This is a genomic window from Pseudacidovorax sp. 1753 (assembly GCF_040544975.1).
Classification (GTDB): domain Bacteria; phylum Pseudomonadota; class Gammaproteobacteria; order Burkholderiales; family Burkholderiaceae_C; genus Xenophilus.
Genome location: NZ_JBEPKY010000023.1, coordinates 84,814 through 100,288, shown reverse-complemented (window position 1 = coordinate 100,288; position 15,475 = coordinate 84,814). Strand labels below are relative to the sequence as shown.

At 72.7% G+C, this 15,475-nt stretch carries 17 protein-coding genes; 4 read left to right on the top strand and 13 right to left on the bottom strand.

The window, feature by feature from the left end; genetic code table 11:
• Positions 1–120: 120 nt before the first annotated feature.
• Entirely contained in the window at positions 121–1,632 is a 1,512-nt protein-coding gene (locus ABIC63_RS24600; RefSeq protein WP_354321718.1) for a CYTH and CHAD domain-containing protein, read from the bottom strand.
• 161 nt (positions 1,633–1,793) lie between these two features.
• Here ABIC63_RS24600 and ABIC63_RS24595 point away from each other — a divergent pair, with 161 nt between their 5' ends.
• Complete coding sequence (locus tag ABIC63_RS24595) at positions 1,794–2,573, top strand: transglutaminase domain-containing protein (protein WP_294378883.1); 780 nt, start codon at positions 1,794–1,796, stop codon at positions 2,571–2,573.
• Positions 2,574–2,627: 54 nt separating this feature from the next.
• On the opposite strand, the gene ABIC63_RS24590 is transcribed toward ABIC63_RS24595, so the two are convergent.
• The 4 genes from ABIC63_RS24590 to ABIC63_RS24575 all read right to left on the bottom strand — a co-directional run bounded on the left by ABIC63_RS24590 (position 2,628) and on the right by ABIC63_RS24575 (position 5,306).
• Positions 2,628–2,909 carry a hypothetical protein gene (locus ABIC63_RS24590; RefSeq protein WP_354321717.1) on the bottom strand — a complete coding sequence of 94 codons (282 nt, stop codon included), beginning with the start codon at positions 2,907–2,909 and terminating at the stop codon, positions 2,628–2,630.
• A 140-nt stretch (positions 2,910–3,049) separates the two neighbouring features.
• On the bottom strand, positions 3,050–4,210 hold the full coding sequence (locus tag ABIC63_RS24585) for a YihY/virulence factor BrkB family protein (protein WP_354321716.1): 1,161 nt from the start codon (positions 4,208–4,210) through the stop codon (positions 3,050–3,052).
• A 124-nt stretch (positions 4,211–4,334) separates the two neighbouring features.
• Entirely contained in the window at positions 4,335–4,553 is a 219-nt protein-coding gene (locus tag ABIC63_RS24580; RefSeq protein WP_354321715.1) for a DUF3606 domain-containing protein, read from the bottom strand.
• A 36-nt stretch (positions 4,554–4,589) separates the two neighbouring features.
• A complete protein-coding gene (locus tag ABIC63_RS24575) occupies positions 4,590–5,306 on the bottom strand; it encodes a sensor histidine kinase (RefSeq protein ID WP_354321714.1) in 717 nt (238 codons plus the stop codon).
• Positions 5,307–5,591: 285 nt separating this feature from the next.
• Here ABIC63_RS24575 and ABIC63_RS24570 point away from each other — a divergent pair, with 285 nt between their 5' ends.
• Positions 5,592–6,071, top strand: coding sequence for an FKBP-type peptidyl-prolyl cis-trans isomerase (locus ABIC63_RS24570; RefSeq protein WP_294378892.1), 480 nt, complete (start codon positions 5,592–5,594; stop codon positions 6,069–6,071).
• A gap of 78 nt (positions 6,072–6,149) precedes the next feature.
• Here the strand turns inward: ABIC63_RS24570 and ABIC63_RS24565 are convergent, their stop codons facing one another.
• The 3 genes from ABIC63_RS24565 to ABIC63_RS24555 form a co-directional block, all read right to left on the bottom strand.
• Positions 6,150–7,610, bottom strand: a complete 1,461-nt coding sequence (locus ABIC63_RS24565; RefSeq protein ID WP_294378894.1) for an amidase family protein — start codon at positions 7,608–7,610, stop codon at positions 6,150–6,152.
• Positions 7,611–7,702: 92 nt separating this feature from the next.
• Positions 7,703–8,083, bottom strand: coding sequence for a response regulator transcription factor (locus ABIC63_RS24560; RefSeq protein ID WP_294378896.1), 381 nt, complete (start codon positions 8,081–8,083; stop codon positions 7,703–7,705).
• A gap of 105 nt (positions 8,084–8,188) precedes the next feature.
• Positions 8,189–8,476, bottom strand: coding sequence for a hypothetical protein (locus ABIC63_RS24555; RefSeq protein WP_234193356.1), 288 nt, complete (start codon positions 8,474–8,476; stop codon positions 8,189–8,191).
• 218 nt (positions 8,477–8,694) lie between these two features.
• Here ABIC63_RS24555 and ABIC63_RS24550 point away from each other — a divergent pair, with 218 nt between their 5' ends.
• Complete coding sequence (locus tag ABIC63_RS24550) at positions 8,695–9,726, top strand: pirin family protein (protein WP_294378900.1); 1,032 nt, start codon at positions 8,695–8,697, stop codon at positions 9,724–9,726.
• A 3-nt stretch (positions 9,727–9,729) separates the two neighbouring features.
• On the opposite strand, the gene ABIC63_RS24545 is transcribed toward ABIC63_RS24550, so the two are convergent.
• The 4 genes from ABIC63_RS24545 to ABIC63_RS24530 form a co-directional block, all read right to left on the bottom strand.
• A complete protein-coding gene (locus tag ABIC63_RS24545; protein ID WP_354321713.1) occupies positions 9,730–10,653 on the bottom strand; it encodes a hypothetical protein in 924 nt (307 codons plus the stop codon).
• The gene (locus tag ABIC63_RS24540; protein ID WP_294378904.1) at positions 10,650–10,940 is read right to left on the bottom strand and encodes a YciI family protein; all 291 of its coding nucleotides are present in this window, start codon (positions 10,938–10,940) and stop codon (positions 10,650–10,652) included. The genes ABIC63_RS24545 and ABIC63_RS24540 overlap by 4 nt, the downstream gene beginning before the upstream one ends.
• Before the next feature lie 159 nt (positions 10,941–11,099).
• Entirely contained in the window at positions 11,100–12,422 is a 1,323-nt protein-coding gene (locus ABIC63_RS24535) for an Nramp family divalent metal transporter (RefSeq protein ID WP_354321712.1), read from the bottom strand.
• Positions 12,423–12,486: 64 nt separating this feature from the next.
• On the bottom strand, positions 12,487–13,407 hold the full coding sequence (locus tag ABIC63_RS24530; RefSeq protein ID WP_294378907.1) for a LysR family transcriptional regulator: 921 nt from the start codon (positions 13,405–13,407) through the stop codon (positions 12,487–12,489).
• Positions 13,408–13,543: 136 nt separating this feature from the next.
• Between ABIC63_RS24530 and ABIC63_RS24525 the strand changes: the two genes are divergently transcribed.
• Positions 13,544–14,761 (top strand): MFS transporter, encoded by a 1,218-nt coding sequence (locus ABIC63_RS24525; protein ID WP_294378908.1) that lies wholly within the window; start codon positions 13,544–13,546, stop codon positions 14,759–14,761.
• A gap of 65 nt (positions 14,762–14,826) precedes the next feature.
• On the opposite strand, the gene ABIC63_RS24520 is transcribed toward ABIC63_RS24525, so the two are convergent.
• Complete coding sequence (locus ABIC63_RS24520; RefSeq protein ID WP_354321711.1) at positions 14,827–15,432, bottom strand: DNA-3-methyladenine glycosylase; 606 nt, start codon at positions 15,430–15,432, stop codon at positions 14,827–14,829.
• Positions 15,433–15,475: the final 43 nt, after the last annotated feature.

The following is a 15,475-nucleotide window of genomic DNA, read 5'->3' as shown; positions in this document are numbered from 1 at the left end:
TCTCCCACGGGATTCGCTCCCCAAGGGGCAACGGGCTGTGGACAACTTCCCAAACCTTTGGTCTTCGTCATCTCAGATTCGAAGATACAAGGGGCCGAGACACCTGGGCGTCGTGGCCTTTCAGCCCTTGCGGCGGCCCTTCCAGAACTTCGGTGCATCCGCGAGCCGGCGCAAGGCCTTGCCGGCCTTCTTCGCGGTGCGGGGCTGCTGCGCCGCCAGCCAGCCGATGGCGAACCAGGCATGCGCGTCCTGCTCGGCCGCCTGCTCGTAGAGGCGGCGGGCCGTCACCTGGTCGTTGAACAGGCCCAGCGCGTCCTGCGCGGGGCGCAACTGGTCGAGGTAGCGGGCCGTCCGGCCGGCGTCCAGCAGGGGCGCCACGAACTCGGCCAGGTAGCGCAGCCGCTTGAGCCGCTTGCGGGTGCGATGGCGCTGGTCATCGTCCAGCTGGTCGAAGCGCTCCGCGTCGCGCAGCGACTGGCGGTGCAGCCGGCGCAGGCGGTGGCGCAGGTGGGCGAGGGTGGCATCGGCGTCCAGCGCCCCGACGCCCTCGGCCGGGTCTTCGGCCGCGCGGCCTGCCAGGGCCACCAGCACGCCCTGGAAGGCCGGCTCGCGCACCGCGATCGCCGGCGTGGGCGCATCCTTCGCCTCGGCCACACGGATGGCCGGTGCATCGCTGCCTTCCATCCAGCGGCGCGATTCGGCCACCACCTGCGTCCGGTCGCGCCGCGCGCCCAGGGCGTGGAAGGCGCGCTGCAGTGGTGCTTCCCAGGCTGGGTCCAGCCCGCCGGCCAGCGGCGCCAGCTCGCGCAGCGCAGTGCGCAGGCGGCGCAGGCCGATGCGCAGCTGGTGGATCTGCTCTTCGTCTTCGCTGCCCTCGGCGATCTCGCTGGCATTGGGCAGGACCTGGGCGAGGCAGGCGGCGATCACCCGACGCTGCAGCGCCGCGCCATCGGGTGGGCTGGTTTCCTCGAAGCGTGGCGTCTCGGCCTTGACCGCGGGCACCTGGGCGATGCCTTTCATCAGCCGTTCGCCACGTTCGGCCTTGGAGACGGTGCCCAGCCACAGGCCATGGCGCTGCGCCCAGTCGCGCGACAGGGCGACCAGGCCCGCGAGCGGGCCCTGCACCAGCTCCAGTTCCAGCTCGCACACGGGCGCCACGCGCATCGGACCGCCGGCGGGCGCCTGCGCGACGATCTTGCCCACGTCCAGCGCCAGCTCGACCCGCGCACCCTCGTGGCGGATCTCGCGCGTCAGGCGCCAGATGTCGGTGGCATAGGTCTCGACCACATCCTCGCCCGCGGCCTGCAGCACCTGCACCAGGCGCTCGCCCACCGCCGTGCCCTGATGGCGCAGCAGGTCGGGCCGCAGCAGGTCGGTGGCGCGGGCAGCGCCCAGGTCGGCGTTGTGCTCCAGCCGCTGCAGCAGGCCGTGTCCCGCGGCCTTGACCGTCTGCACCCAGCGGCGGCCTTCCTTGCGCAGGCGCAGCGCCATGCCCGCGGCGGCCAGGGCGCCACCGGGCGTGTCGAAGTAGCGGGCCTGCATGCGGGTGCGCTGCACGGCGCCCTGGCGCAGGTCGGCCTCGACCGCGGCCAGCCGCTCGGCGGGGATGTGGAACTTGAATTCGGTTTCCATGGGGGCTTGCTAACGGATGCGGGGTGCAGCGGCGTCGGCGCCCACGGACGCGGGCCTTCGGCCGACAGGCCGCGCGGGCGTCGGTGCCCAGAATGCCGCCGCCTGCCGATGGTGGCAGGTCTGTGTGTCATTGTCCCCGTCGACCGAGCCGAGCCCTTTCCATGCGCCTCAAAGCCACCAACTTCCTCAAGCTGGACTGCCAGCAGCCCTGCCCCGTCGTCGCCATGCTCCGCCCGCGCAGCGGCCTGGCCCAATGGGTGGTCAGCGAGCACTACCACCTGCGGCCCTGGGTGCCCACGGTGGAGTATGTGGACCCGTACGGCAACCTCGGTCAGCGCTTCGTGGTGCCGGCGGGCGGCATGGAGATCGAGGTGCAGGTGGAGATGGAGACCGAGGAGGCCCTCGCCGTCGAGCCCGCCGCGCCGGTCACGCCCGTGGACCAGTTGCCCGACGCCGCGCTGATGTACCTGCTGCCCAGCCGCTACTGCCCGTCGGACCGGCTGGCAGGCCGCGCGCGCGAGATCGTCGGCGACCTCCCGGCCGGCTATGCGCAGGTGGAGGCCATCCGCCGCTGGATCCACGAACACATCACCTACGAATACGGCGTGAGCGACGCCAGCACCGATGCGCTGGGCACGCTGAACCTCGGCAAGGGCGTGTGCCGGGACTTCTCGCACGTGGGCATCGCCCTCACGCGGGCGCTGCAGATCCCCGCGCGGCAGGTGGTCGGCTACCTGCACAAGCTCGACCCGATGGACATGCATGCCTGGTTCGAGGCCTTCATCGGCGGCCGCTGGTACACCTTCGATGCCACCCAGGCCGAGCCGCGCGGCGGCCGCCTGGTGGTGGGCTACGGCCGCGACGCAGCGGACGTGGCCTTCATCTCCAACTACGGCGAGATCGCGATCGAGGAGATGCGCGTGACGGTCGAGCAGGTGTAGCCCGCCGCAGGGCGCGGCGGCAGCGCCGGCCCTGCGTATCAGGCGCCGCGCCGCTCAATGCCAGCCGCGGTGCCAGCCATAGACGGGGTGGTACCAGCCCCAGCCATGGCGCGGGTGGTAGTGCCACACATAGCCCGGTGCCGGCATCGCATAGGTGGGCGCCACATAGACCACGGTGGGCGGCGGTGCGTACACCGGCGGAGTGACCACTACGGGCCGCGGCACCACGTGTACCGGCTCGGGGGCCACCACGCACCCGGCCAGCAGTGCGGCCGGCAGCACTGCCAGCGCACACAGCCGGACGGGAGAGGAAGAGGGGCGGGAGCTTGTCTTCATTGGCGGATGTTCGAAGTGCCCGGTCGGGCGATGTCCCCGATCAACGCCTGCGCGCATCCGCCCGGCCGACCGCCGGCGTGTAAAGAAGGGTTTACTCAGCCGGTCGTCAGTCCGTGCTCAGCCCACTGTCAGTGGCTTCTTCAGGCGGTGGTGCCGCGCGGGCCACTGCGCCGGCCCAAGGCCTTGCGGCGCAGCCTGTCCTTCTTGCGCAGCCGCTTCTGCCACTGCGAAGCGGCCACGCTCAGCACGGTGGCGCCACCGAGCAGCAGCAGCTGTCGCGCCAGGTCGCGCGTAGCGCCCTGCAGCCGCCGGTCCACCTCGGCCTGCACGTCGCCGGTCTGCGTCAGCGCCACGGCCGCGGGCGGCGGCGGCGCGTCGCCCGCGTCGGGCTGGCCGGTCGTGGTCTGGGTGGGCACGACGGGCGGATGGGCCACGCTGGCGGCCAGCCGTGCATCGGCCACCGAGCCGTGCTCCAGCGCATAGACCTTGGTGAACTCCGCACCCAGCAGGAAGATCTGCGCCGCGTAGTACACCCACACCAGCAGCACCACCAGCGAGCCGGCGGCCGCGAAGGACTCGGTCATGCTGCTGCGGCCCAGGTACAGCGCGATGGCCGTCTTGCCCACCTGGAAGAGCATCGACGTGACGGCGGCACCCACCCACACGTCGCGCCAGGCGATGCGCGTGGTGGGCATGAACTTGTAGATCATGGCGAACAGCAGCGTCATGATCGCGAAGGAGATGGCGATGTTGAGCAGCTGCAGCATCAGCTCCCAGCCCGGCAGCAATGCGCCCACCCAGCTGCCCATGGCGGCCAGGAAGGCCGACACCAGCAGCGACACCATCAGCAGGAAGGCCAGCCCCAGGATCAGCCCGAAGGACAGCACCCGCGCCCGCAGCACCGACCACACGCCCTTGGGCTTGGCCGAGGGCGGCACATGCCAGATGCGATCCAGCGCGCTCTGCAGTTCGGCGAACACGGTGGTGGCACCGACGATGAGCACGCCCACGCCGATCAGCCCGGCGACCAGCCCTTTGCCGGGTTCGCTGGCGCTGCGGATCAGGCCCTGCACCGCGATGGCCGCCTCGCGGCCGATGAGGCCGGAGAGCTGGCCGACGATCTCGCCCTGCACCGCCTCGCGGCCGAACAGCGCGCCGGCAATGGCGATCACGATCACCAGCAGCGGCGCGAGCGAGAAGAGGGTGTAGTAGCTGATCGCGGCCCCCATGCTGGGGGCGAAGTCGTCGCTCCAGGCGACGACGGCTTTCTTGCACAGCGAGAAGAGTTGCTTGAAGGTCATGGCGGCGGCTTTCTGGAGACGCGTACGACGGCGCACGGATGCCGCCAGTGTGCGGTCCCCGCGCCGCCGCGGCCATGCGTCAAGGCGCGCTTTGGGGGTAGGCCAAGTGCGATGTGCGGCGGGGTCAGGCCGGTGGCTGCTCCCGCTGGGCCGTGCCGTTGCCGTCCGCAAGGTGGCGGGCGACGTCGGTGGCGCGGTCGCCGACGGCGGCCACCGCGGCGCGCAGCCGCTCTTCGTCGATGTCCATGCGGCGCGCCCATTCGGCCACCGCGCCTTCGGACTGCAGGTCGATGCGGTCCGGGTCGTTGCCGGCGGGGGCGATGAGGGTGTGGTCGTCGGGCATGAGGGGTTCCTGCAAAGGCGGAAGAAAGAAGAAGGGTCAGATGGCCGCCGCGGCGCGCGCGAAGCTCGCGACCAGGGTGCGCCCGGGTGGTGCCGCCTGGCGCATGACCTCCAGCCGGCCGCTCTGGCTGCGCACGGCGTCGCGCAGGCGGTCCTCGCCGCCGCCGCCGGGTGCCTCGCCTTCCGCCGGCGTCGGCGCATGCACCGCGATGCGGAAGCGCTCGGGCTCCACGATGGAGGCGACGATGAGCCCGCTGCCCGGGGTCGCGACGGCGGCGGCCTCCGCCACCATGCGGCCCACCAGCTGGGCCAGGCGGTCCGGGTCGGCCTGGCAATGGCCTTCGCCCAGGCGGTCATGTTCCAGGGCATGGCCCGGAAAGGCCTGTGCCAGCGTCTCGACGCACTGGGCCACCAGCGCATGCAGGGCGACGGGGCGGTGCGGCTCGTCGGCGCTGGCGGCGGTCTGGGCCTCGGCGATGCGCTGGTCGATCAGCTGCTGCGCGCGCTCGCCGGCGCTGTCGATGTGGTCCAGCACCTGCCGCTGCTGCGGATCGAGCGCCCCTCGGCGCAGCAGCTCGGTGCCCAGCCGGATGGCGCCCAGCGGGTTGCGCAGGTCGTGGCTCAGCCGGGCGAGCTGGCGCTCCAGCTGGTGCACCTGGGCCTGGAGCGCGTCGCGCATGGCCACCAGCGGCTGCAGGTCGGGCCGGTCGTGGGACGCGGGCGGCTCGGCGGGGGCGGAATCCGGGTCGTGCATGGGCGCTCCTGGATGCGGGAACGGAAAGGCGACAGCAGGGAAGGGAGGCCGATGGTCGGGTGCGGGCCGGGGTGCGCCGATGCGCCGTCGGCGCCACCGCGGGTAGGCCAATGACGACGCCACGGGCACTGGGCACGGCGACGGTGCGCGCGGTGGCCTTCACGCACAATCGGCAGCCCTGTGGCGGGCTCCGGCGCCGCCAGACCGCCGGCGCGCCTGCTTGCAGCGCAAGGCCGGCCCACCTCTTACGAACAGGCCGTCCGCGGCCCTCCAGCCTTTTCCTTCATGCAGATCACCCAAGACACCGTCGTCACCCTGCGCCTGCGCATCGCGGACGCCCAGAGCGGCCAGCTGCTCGACAGCCCCAAGGAGCCGGTCGTGTACCTGCACGGCGGCTACGACAACATCCTGCCGGCCATCGAGACGGCCCTGGACGGCCAGGCGGCCGGCCACCAAGCCACGCTGAACCTGTCGCCCGAGCAGGCCTTCGGCGCGCGCGACGAGAGCCTGCTGCGCACCATCCCCAAGAGCGAATTCCCGCCGGGCGTGAAGGTCGGCGGCCAACTGCGCGGCCAGCTCGACAACGGCGAGCCGCATGTGTTCAACGTGGTCAAGATCAAGGGGCCGCAGGTGCTGCTGGACGGCAACCATCCCCTGGCCGGCCGCAGCCTGCGCATCCAGCTGAACGTGGTGGCCGTGCGTGCCGCCACCGGCGAGGAGATCGCCCATCGCCATGTGCATGGCGATGGCGGCCATCACCACTGAAGGCTTCCCAGCCTTGCCTCGGCATCGCCGAGGGCTGCGGCGGAGGCGACGGGGCGTGCCCGGCGCCGCAGGGCGGCCTCAGCCGTGCGGCGTCACGGGCGAGGGCGGTACGCCGCGGGCCTCGATGGCCTCGGCGGCTTCCAGGCACAGGTCCTCGCGGAAGCGCGCCGCCACCAGCTGCACGCCCACCGGCGCCGGGCCGCGCTCGCCTTCGGCCATGCCGGTGCTCACCGTCAGGCCCGGCAGGCCCATGAAGGGCAGCGCGATCTGCGTCATCTGCGCCGCCCACACGCGGGCATAGCCTTCGGGGCCCTGCAGGTCCAGGTCGACCGGGAAGGGCAGCTCGGCCGACACCGGCAGCAGCACCAGCGGATAGCGCTCGTGCAGAAAGCGCTGCCACTGCCGCGTGAGCGTCGCGCGCCGCACCAGGATGGCCGACAGCGCCGCGCTGTCCATGCGCGCGGCCACCTCGGCCTGCCCGCGCAGCACGACCAGCGCGGCCGGATCGCCCTCGCGCTCGGCCGTGCGCAGCTGCGCCTCGTAGCCATCGCCCACCCACAGCAGCGTCTGGTCGTCGGCGGCAGCCTTCAGCGGCGGCAGCGCCTCCACCTCATCCACCAGCCAGCCGGCGTCGCGCAGGCGCGCGGCCGCGTCGCGCAGCGCTGCTTCGACGGGGGCGGTGGTGGCCAGGCCGTCCGGGCGCACGCACAGCGCGGCCCGGCGCGGCACGGCGGGCCCGACCAGCGGCGCCGCCACCGACCAGGGATCGCGCGCATCCGGTCGGGCCATGGCGGCCAGCGCGAGGCGCAGGTCGTGCACATGCCGCGCAATCGGCCCGGAGACGGCCGTCAGCTGGCCGCCGATGGTGCGCTCGGGGCTGGAGGCATTCCACGCCGCCACCCGGCCGAAGCTGGGCCGCAGGCCATGCACGCCGCAGGCATAGGCCGGGTAGCGGATCGAGCCGGCGATGTCCGTGCCATGGCCGATGGCACCGATGCCTGCGGCCACCGCCGCGGCCGCGCCGCCGGAAGAGCCGCCGGGCGTCAGCGCCGGGTTGCGCGGATTGCGCGTCACGCCGTGCAGCTGGTTGCTGGTGAACCAGCGGTAGCTGAAGGCGGGCGTGTTGGTGCGGCCGATGAGCACCGCGCCGGCGGCCAGCAGGCTGTCCACCACCGGGCTGTTGTGTTCGGCGACGAGGTCCTTCTGCAGGCGCACGCCGTTGGTGGTGGCGAAGCCGGCCTGGTCGACGTTGACCTTGAGGGTGACCGGCACGCCGGCCAGCGGCCCCACCGCCTCGCCGCGGGCCAGCGCGGCGTCGATGTCGGCGGCGCGGCGCAGTGCCTCGTCGGGCCGGTGGTCGACCACGGCGTTCAGGGCGGGGTTGACCGCCTCCAGCCGCGCCAGGGCCGCCTGCGTCGCCTCGGTGGCGGAGATGCGGCGGCTGGCGACCAGGGCGGCCGTCTGGGCGGCGCCCAGCTGCCAGAGCTCGGTCGGCAGTGCGGAGAGGGGGATTGAAGAGGGAACCAGCGGGGAGGACATCCCCGAGGTGTAGCGGGATGCGTGCCCGCTTGTCCAGCACCGGACGCGCCGCCCGTGTGCCTCAGGGCCCGGCCTGCATGGCCGGCGGGCGCTCAGCGCGCCGGCCCCTGCGCGTTGCAATAGTCGAAGAAGGCGTCCAGGTCGTTGGACTTGTCGAAGACGCGGTCGGCCCCGGCGTCGCTGCAGCGGCGGCGCATGTCGGCCGTGGCGTAGTTGGTCAGCACCACCATGCGCTGCCGGGCCCCACCGTTGCGCACGCGACGCAGCACGCCCAGCCCCGAACCCTGGCGCAGGAAGAGGTCGACGATGGCAAGGTCCCAGCCGTCGGAATGCGACTGCATCCACCGCACCGCCTCGTCCTCCCCCTCGGCCAGCCCGACGATCTCAGCGTCGGTCAGGTCTTCGAGCGTGGGGATGAGGCTGTCCCGGATGGTGGGGTTGTCTTCGACGATAAAGATGCGGGGGGCGGCCATGGTGTGGCGCGGACTGGAACAGGGGAGCTTAAGGGCCGGGGCGGTGCGGGCGTGGGCGCCCTGGGCCTCCCTTCCTGTGGGACGCGGCCTACGGAACGGGGAGGGTCAGCGCGGGCGCGCCTTCTTTTCGACCTCGGATTGCGCGGCTTCGAGGGCGTCCAGCACCTCGGCGGAGCGGCTGATCTGCTCCTCGACCTGGCCCGACTGGTCCAGCGCCTGGGCCACGTCGCCGACCTGCACATGGTCGGGCAGGGCCTCTTCGAGCACGGTGTTCACGACAGCCAGATTGTCGGCCGCCTGGCGGATCTCGGCGGCCACCGCCTTGGCCTGGTCGATGGTGCGCTCCAGCGCTTCGACCGCCTGCGCCGTCGGGTCCTGCTTGTCTTGACTCATTCAACGCTCCTGCGGGGGCCTTGGGGGGAAGGCCATGCCGCGTGTGTGACGACGGCGGATGGTAGCGCCGCCCGCCCGGGGCTGCCGGTGAATCCACTGTTGCACCCATGGTCCGGGCTGTCGCGCGGGCGGGGGCTTCCACAATGGCGATATGCGCCGCATCTTCGGCGTTCGGGCTGACCGCCAGCCTTCTTGCGAACGAACGAAAGACTCTCTCCATGAGCACCCACCCCTCCTCTGCCGTCCTGGGCGTGCACCCGCTGGGCTTTCCCTGGCCGACGGTGGACCCCTTCCTCTTCTGTGCGTACCACGACGACGGCTATCCGCGCGGCGACGGCCGCATGGCGCCGGCCGCCTCGCTGGCCGGCCGCGAAATCGGCGCCGACTTCAGCCGCAAGGACGGCTGGAGCATGTACCACGGCGAATCCGTGCCCGGCTTCCCGGCGCATCCGCACCGCGGCTTCGAGACCGTGACGCTGGTGCGCCGCGGGCTGATCGACCATTCGGACTCGCTTGGCGCCGCGGCCCGCTTCGGCGGCGGGGACGTGCAGTGGGTGACGGCCGGCCGCGGGATCGTGCATTCGGAGATGTTCCCGCTGCTGCGCGAGGACGCGGACAACCCGCTGGAGCTGTTCCAGATCTGGCTGAACCTGCCGGCGGCGCGCAAGATGGTCGATCCGCACTTCACCATGTTCTGGTCGGGCCAGGTGCCGCACCTGCGCGCCGAGGGCGTGGACGTCACGGTGGTGGCCGGCCGCCTCCCGGGTGCCGACGCGCCGCCTTCGCCGCCGCCGGATTCCTGGGCCGCGCAGGCGGATGCCGACGTGGCCATCTGGACCGTGCGCCTGGCGCCTGGCGCGCGCTGGACGCTGCCGGCCGCGCGCGGGCTGGGCACGCAGCGGGTGCTGTACTTCTTCAAGGGCGCGTCGGCCACGGTGGGCGGGCAGGCGGTGCAAGGGCCGGCGGCCATCGAGCTTCGGGCCGATCTCGACGTGGCCCTGGCGGGCGGTGACGAAGTCTGCGAATTCCTGCTGCTGCAGGGCCGGCCCATCGCCGAGCCCGTGGCGCAGCACGGCCCCTTCGTCATGAACTCGCAGGCCGAGATCATGCAGGCCATGCAGGACTACCGCCGCACCCAGTTCGGCGGCTGGCCCTGGCCCGACGCGGCGCCGGTGCATGGCGCGGCGCCGGCGCGTTTCGCCCGCTATCCCGACGGGCGCCGGGAAGAGGCGGTGGACGCGGCGGAGTAAGCGTCAGCGCCGACTCGCGCTGCCGGCGATGGCGCGCGACAGCCGCCACATCAGCCACAGGAAGCCCAGCGGCAGCAGCACCGTCTGCACGACGAACAGGGCGATCAGCCGCACCATGGTGCGGGTCCATTCGCCGGCCGCCTGCAGGATCGCCTCGTAGCCGGCGCGCAGGTCGGTGGCGCGCTCGGACCAGCGCTTGAGGCGCTCCAGCAGGCTTTCCTGGGCCGGTGCGGCCGGCTGGGTGCGGCCCACCACCTGCTCGGGCGAGGCCTCGATCACGGCCAGGGCCGACTGGTATTCGCCCGCCATCACGGCCCGGTAGACGCCTTCGTTGGCCAGGCCCACGGCCGGCACCGCGAAGCGCACCAGCAGCAGGCCGGCGAAGACCGGCGACAGCCATCGCAGCGCGCGTGCGGTAGCCGCCTCCTGCCTCGCTGCGGGCGCATTGGCGCCAGCGGTTTGCGCTCGCGCGCGGGTCGACACCGTGGCCGCCCGCCAGCGCAGCACCAGCCAGGCCAGCAGCACCGCCGTCAGCGCGATCGACACCGCCGCATGTCCGCCGATGCCCAGCATCAGCAGCTGGATGCCGAAGGCCACGCTGGCAGCGAGCATCACGGCGGCGAAACGGTCCACCAGCTCGTTCAGCGGCTTGAGGGCCTGGCCCGGCGCCAGGCTCAGGCCGACGCCGGCCGGCTTGACGTCCAGCTGCGTGCCCTGGGCCACCGACAGCACTGCGCCCAGCGCCCGCGCCGCCGCAAAGGCGGTGAGCGAGCGCTGCAGGCCGGCGCGCAACTGCTCGCGGGCCAGGGGCTCCAGTGGCACCAGCCAGCAGCCGGCGAGCACCGCGGCGGCCACGAGCAGCAGCAGGGCGCGTCTCAGAGGGGCCGCGGGGGCCGGCCCCGGTGGCGCTCCCGGGCGCTCGCTCATATCGATTTGAGCGCCTCGGCGCCGGGTGCGGTCATGCTGGGCGTGAACTCGACGATGTCGAGGCGGGCCAGCTTGTGCTGCGCGAACGGGTCCTGCGCGAGCACCGCTTCGAGCGCGGCCCGGTCGCCCGAGCGGGCCAGGATGACGCCGCCCACGCGCGGCACCTGCCGGCCGGAGGCGACGAACAGGCCGCTGTCGTAGTGGCGGCGCAGCCAGGCGACGTGGGCCTCCATGTGGGCGTCGATCTCTTCGACGGGGCGGATGTAGGTGAGGGTCACGATGAACATGCGCCCGAGGGTAGCCCGCTGCGCCAGCGGCTGTCTCGGATGGCCTCGGTGGGCGCGCGGATTGCGGCGCTTCGCCCGGCGGGGCGCTGCCTTGTGCGGCGGGTGCCAGCGCCGCATCCTGGTCGGCATCGCGCCGCCGCTGTGCCTGCCCTCGGCAGTTCAGCCCTGTCCCGTGGCCACTGTCCAGACCAGCCACACATTGGCCGCGCCGATCACCGCGAACAGCCCCCAGGCCGTGGCCTTCATCGCCCAGCCGCTGGCGAATTCGCCCATTAGCCGCCGGTCGCTGGTGAAGCGCACCAGCGGCCAGATGGCGAAGGGCAGCTGGAAGCTCAGCACCACCTGGCTGAGCACCAGCATCTTGCCCACGCCGCCGTCGCCGAACCACCACACGCCCACGAAGGCCGGCACGATGGCCAGGGCCCGGGTGATCAGCCGCCGCTGCCAGCAGGGGATCTTCAGGTCCAGGAAGCCTTCCATGATGATCTGGCCGGCGATGGTGCCGGTGAAGGTCGAGCTCTGGCCCGAGGCCAGCAACGCGATGCCGAAGAGCGTGGCCGCCAGGCCGCCCACCACCGGTTCGATGAGCCGGTAGGCGTCCTCGATCTCGGTGACCGGCGCGCGGCCGCCGCCGTGGAAGGCGCTGGCCGCCAGGATCAGGATGGCGGCGTTGACGAACAGCGCCAGCGTGAGCGAGAGCACCGCGTCCATCGTTCCCAGGCGCACCGCCTCGCGCGTGGCCGCAGGCGTGCGCGCCACCAGCCGCGTCTGCACGACGGAAGAGTGCAGGTACAGGTTGTGCGGCATCACCGTCGCGCCCACGATGCCGATGGCCAGGTACAGCGCGCCGGGCTGCTGCAGCCGCTCCAGGCTGGGCACGAAGCCCATCGCCACGCCGAACCAGTTCGGCTGGGCCATGGCCAGCTCCACCGCGAAGCAGCCGGCGATGGTCAGCACCAGTCCGAGCACGATGGCCTCGACCCGGCGGAAGCCCGCGCCCTGCAGGCCCAGCACCAGCAGGGTGTCGAAGGCGGTGATGACGATGCCCATGGGAATGGACACGCCCAGCAGCAGGTGCAGCGCCAGGGCGCTGCCCAGCACCTCGGCCAGGTCGCAGGCCACGATGGCCAGTTCGGCCCCCAGCCACAGGAAGCGGTTGGTGCGCGGGCCGTAGTGGCGGCGGCAGGCCTGTGCCAGGTCGAGCTGCGCGGCCAGGCCCAGCCGTACGCACAGGGTCTGCAGCAGCATGGCCGCCAGGCTCGCCAGCAGCACCACGAAGAGCAGGCCATAGCCGAAGCGCGAGCCGGCCTCGATGTCGGTGGCCCAGTTGCCTGGGTCCATGTAGCCCACCGACACCAGCAGGCCGGGGCCGGCGAACTTCAGAAGCCTTTTGTGGAAGGGCTGGCCGGGGTCGACGGTGACGCTGCCCTTGACCTCCGAGGGGCAGAACGGCGCGGTGGCGGTGCGGGGCAGGCGGAACATGGCGGGGCCGATGGTAAGGAGCCGCCTCGCGCACCGTGCGGCGCGGCGACGCTGGGCGGCAGCGTCAGAAGTGGTCGGGCGACGGCATGTGCTCGCGCATCCACGCCGTGAAGGCGCGCAACCGCGGCGGGTACTGGCGCGCGTAGGGATGCATCAGGTAGATGGGCAGCGGATCGCCCACCCACTGCGGCGCCAGGCGCACCAGGCGGCCCTCGGCCAGGTCCGGCGCCACGGCCCAGGCCGACACCAGCGCGATACCCGCCCCGCCGAGCACGGCGCGGCGGGTGGCGTAGAGGCTGTCGGTGGCGAGGCGGGGCCGGATGGCGAAGGTCTCGCGCCTGCCGTCGGCCTCGTGCGTGAGCGTGACCTCGTCGCGGTAGAAGGTCTGCAGCGCCAGCCAGGGCAGGGCGGCCAGCTGCTGCGGCGCCTCGGGCGGCGGGCCTTCGCCCCAGAGGCCGGGCGGCGCCACCACGATGCGCTGGATCTCGGTCAGGCGCTGGGCCACCACCGACGGATCGCTCACGGCGCCGACGCGGATCGCGCAGTCGATGCCCTCGGCGATGAAGTCCGGCTGGCGGTCGTGCAGCAGCCATTCGACGCTCACTTCGGGATGGGCCTGCAGGAAGCCCAGCAGCGGCGCCATCAGCTGGTCCTGCCCGAAGGCATGTGGCACCAGCACGCGCAGGTGGCCGCGCGGCGTGTTGCGGGCGCCGCGCACGTCGGCCTCGAAGCTGTCCCAGCGCTCCAGCAGCTCCCGCGCCTGGGCCAGGCAGCGCTCCCCGTCCTCGGTCAGCGCCATGGCATGGGTGGAGCGGTGCAGCAGCCGCAGGCCCAGGCTGCGCTCCAGCGCCTGCAGGCGGCGGCTGACGGTGGGTTGGGTGCTGCCCATCTGCTGGGCGGCGGCCGAGAGGCTGCCGGCGTCCACGATGCGCACGAAGGTCTGCAGCAGGTCCAGACGGTCGACAGCAAGGGGTGCTTCTTTCATGCGTTGGGCGTATAGCCGATCTGCAATCCAGCCGTCTACAGCTTTTTGTCATTCGTTGAAAGAATGCTCCACATTCGGCAGCGCCCACATTGCCCGTAAGCAAAGGGCGGCGCCGCAGACTGCCAAGGAGTTCCCCATGTCATCCCTTCCTCTTGCCTCCGGTTCCGCCGCCGCGCCTGCCCAGCCCGACCTGTCGCGGCCGCTGGTGCTGATGCTGGCCGCGGGCGCCGGCCTGGGCGCCGCCGCCCTCTACTACGCGCAGCCGTTGCTCGGCATCCTGGGTGCGGACCTGGGCGCCAGCCCGGCCCAGACCGGCCTCGTGCCCACGCTCACCCAGCTCGGCTATGCCGCCGGCATCCTGCTGCTGATCCCGCTGGGCGACCGCTACGACCGTCGCCGCATCATCCTGGTCAAGGTGGTGCTGCTGATGCTGGCGCTGCTGGCCAGCGCCCTGGCGCCCGGCCTGGGCGCGCTGCTGGTCGCCAGCCTGGCCATCGGCCTGACCGCGACGCTGGCGCAGGACATCGTGCCCGCCGCCGCCGCGCTGGCACCCGAGGCGCACCGCGGCCGCACCGTCGGCACGGTGATGACCGGGCTGCTGCTGGGCATCCTGCTGTCGCGGGTGGCCAGCGGGCTGGTCGGCCAGCAGTGGGGCTGGCGCGCCGTGTTCCTGGCCGCGGCGGGGTCCATCGCCTTGATCGGCCTGGCGCTGTGGCGCGGGTTGCCGCGCTTCGTGCCCTCGACGCAGCTGAGCTACGGCCAGCTCATGGCCTCGCTGGTGCAGCTGTGGAAGCGCTACGGCCCACTGCGCCGCGCGACGCTGGCCCAGGGCCTGCTGTCGATCGGCTTCAGCGCCTTCTGGTCCACGCTCGCGGTGATGCTGCACGAGCGCTTCCAGATGGGCAGCGCCGCCGCCGGCGCCTTCGGCCTGGCCGGCGCCGCCGGTGCGCTGGCCGCCCCGCTGGCCGGTCGCCTGGCCGACCGGCGCGGTCCCAACCGCGTGACGCAGCTTGGGGCAGGGCTGGCGCTGCTGTCCTTCGCCCTGCTGTTGGTGCAGGACCTGCTGCCGCCTGCCGCGCAGATCGGCCTGCTGGTGGTGGCCGCCATCGGCTTCGACTTCGGCGTGCAGGCCACGCTGGTGGCACACCAGACGCTGGTCTACAGCCTCGACCCCGGCGCCCGCAGCCGGCTCAATGCGCTGCTGTTCACCGGCATGTTCATCGGCATGGCCGCCGGCGCCGCGCTGGGCAGCCAGGTGCTGGCCCATGCGGGCTGGTTCGGCGTCGTGCTGCTGGCCATGGCGAGCGCCGGGGCCACGCTGGCCGTGCGGCTCTGGCCGTCACGGCGCGGCTGAGGCGCTCGGGTTCTCCAGCAGACAGGCCGCCTGGCGAGCGCCGGGCGGCCTTTCTGCATCTGGCGTCATCGCCCGGAAAGTTTGGGGAGTCTGGGAAAAGGCCGGCTCAGAAAGGGCGAGGCTGCCTCGCCGAAGCGCCAGGGCACGTCCGCCGCGCGGGTGATGCCAATGCGCGGCCCGGTCTGCACCTGGATGTTCTCGCCAGCGGGCCGCGGACGGAGTTCGAAGGGCGGCGCATCCAGCCGCAGGTGGTTGAAGCTGGCGTCCACGCCCAGCGCCTGCCCTACGCGGCCGGGGCCGGCGGCCAGCAGGCGCACATCCTGCACGCCGCGGCGCTCGCGCATGCGGGCCAGGCCCTCGGTTGGCGCCAGCGCACGGATCAGCACGCCCGCGCCGTGGCCCTGGGGGCCGCAGACGAAGTTCAGGCACCAGTGGATGCCGTAAGAGCGGTAGACGTAAGCCCGGCCCGGCGGCCCGAACATCGCCGCATTGCGCGGCGTGGGCCCGCGATGGCTGTGCGAGGCCGGATCCTCGCGGTCGTAGGCCTCGGTCTCCACGATGCGGCCGCCCACGCCGTCGACCAGAACCTCGACGCCGATCAGGGCCCGCGCCACTTCGTGGGCGGGGGCGAGGAAGTCGATGAAGGCGGTCGTGGGCGATGAGGCGGTCACGGAGCGGAAGGGGCGAGGACGGATCGCACCAGTCTAGGAGGTG